The 1963-nt window shown below is 72.5% G+C and carries 1 pseudogene; it reads left to right on the forward strand.

Going from position 1 to position 1963, the window contains the following annotated elements:
• Positions 1 to 1963: pseudogene (locus RMO12_RS08300) on the forward strand (hypothetical protein); the annotation flags it as partial.

The following is a 1963-nucleotide window of genomic DNA, read 5'->3' on the forward strand; positions in this document are numbered from 1 at the left end:
TGGTGGTGGTGCCGTGCCTCATCACCTCGGCGGCGGGCATCGGCGCGCTGGTGCGGCGGCTCGAACAGCACTACCTCGCCAACCCCGAGCACGAGGTGCAGTTCGCGCTGCTCTCCGATGGCGCGGACGCACCCGATCGCCATAGCGCGGCCGACGAGGCGCTGATCGAAGAGGCGCGCCGTCAGGTGGAGTGCCTGAGCGCCTGCCACCCGGGCGGCGTCGACGGCTCAGCGCGCTTCTTGCTGCTGCACCGCGAGCGCCAGTGGAGCCAGAGCGAGCGCTGCTGGATCGGCTGGGAGCGCAAGCGCGGCAAGCTCGAGCAGTTGATCGGGTTGTTGGCGGGCGCGGCGCCGTCGCCTTTCATCGAGCTCGGTGCGGCCAGCCGCCTGGCCGGCGCGATGCATTTCGTGATCACGCTCGACGCCGACACCGAGATGCCGCCGGGCACCTTGCGCGAGCTGGTGGGCATCGCCGCGCATCCACTGAACCGCCCGCGCCTGGACCCGGTGACGCGCCGCGTCGCGGGCGGCTACGGCATCCTGCAGCCCAACATCGCGCGGCCCATTCCAAGCGCCGCCGAGCGCACCGCGTTCGGCTGGATGTTCTCCGCCCCCTGGGGCACCGACGCCTACAACAGCGGCAGCTCCGAGGTCTACCAGGACGTGTTCGGCCAGGGCAGCTTCACCGGCAAGGGTTTGCTCGACGTCGGCGCGGTCCATGCGGCGCTGAGCGGGCGTGTGCCCGAGGGCCAGCTGCTCAGTCACGACCTGCTCGAAGGCCTGTGGGCGCGCGCGGCCTATGTGAGCGACGTGTCGCTGTTCGAAACCGAACCCGGCCATCCCGACGTGGCCGCGTCGCGCATCCACCGCTGGACGCGCGGCGACTGGCAATTGCTGCCGTTTTTCATGCGCGCCGCGCGCGGTGGCGTCGGCGCGCTCAACCTGTGGAAGATGCTCGACAACCTGCGCCGCTCGCTGCTCGCGCCGGCCTCGCTGCTGCTGCTGTGGGCGTCCTTGGCCACCGGCGCCGTGGCGCCACTGGCGGTGCTGCTGCTGGTACTCGCGGCGCTTGGCCTCGGCCCGCTGATCGGCACACTCACCGCGTTGGTGCCGAGCCGCTTGCACATCGGCTGGCGTCACTTCCTGGGCAGCGGGGCGCTCGAGGTGGCGCGCACCGTGGCCGGCACGCTGTGGCGCTTTGCGACCCTGCCGCATGCGGCGGCGCTGCAGGTCGACGCGATCGCACGCGCGCTCTGGCGCATGGCGGTGAGCCGGCGCCGCCTGCTGCAGTGGACGACCGCCGCCCAGGCCGAGGCCAGCGCGAGCGTGAGCGCCTGGCAGTTCCTGCGTCGCCATGCCGGCGTCCCGGCGCTGGCGCTCGCCTGGACCGCGAGCGTGCTGGCGGCGGGGTCTCCGTTCGTGGTGGCGAGCCTGGCGCTGGGCACGCTGTGGGGGCTCGGGCCGCTGTGGCTGTGGTTGGCCAGCCTGCCGAGCGGCCCGCGTCCGGTGCTCGCACGGCTCGACGCGACCGACCAGGACGAGCTGCATGCGGTGGCGCGCGACACCTGGCGGCTGTTCGAGCGCAGCGTGAGCGCGGACGACCACCACCTGCCGCCCGACAACCTGCAGCTCGAACCCACCGCGATGCTGGCGCACCGCACCTCGCCCACCAACATCGGCATGTATTTGCTCTCGGCGGTGTGCGCGCGGCGCCTGGGCTTCATCGGCCGCGGCGAGCTGATGCAGCGGCTGAGCTGCACGCTCGACACGCTGGAGCGCTTGCCGCGCCACCGCGGCCACCTCTACAACTGGATCGAGACGCAAACGCTGCACACACTGGCGCCGGCCTACGTGTCCACGGTCGACAGCGGCAACCTCGCGGCGCTGTTGTGGGCGGTGGCGCAGGCCTTGCGCGAAGGCGTGGACACGCCCGATGCGGCCGTGCATGCGGCCTTGCGGCGCGC

This window comes from Methylibium sp. (assembly GCF_031393925.1).
Classification (GTDB): domain Bacteria; phylum Pseudomonadota; class Gammaproteobacteria; order Burkholderiales; family Burkholderiaceae_C; genus Methylibium.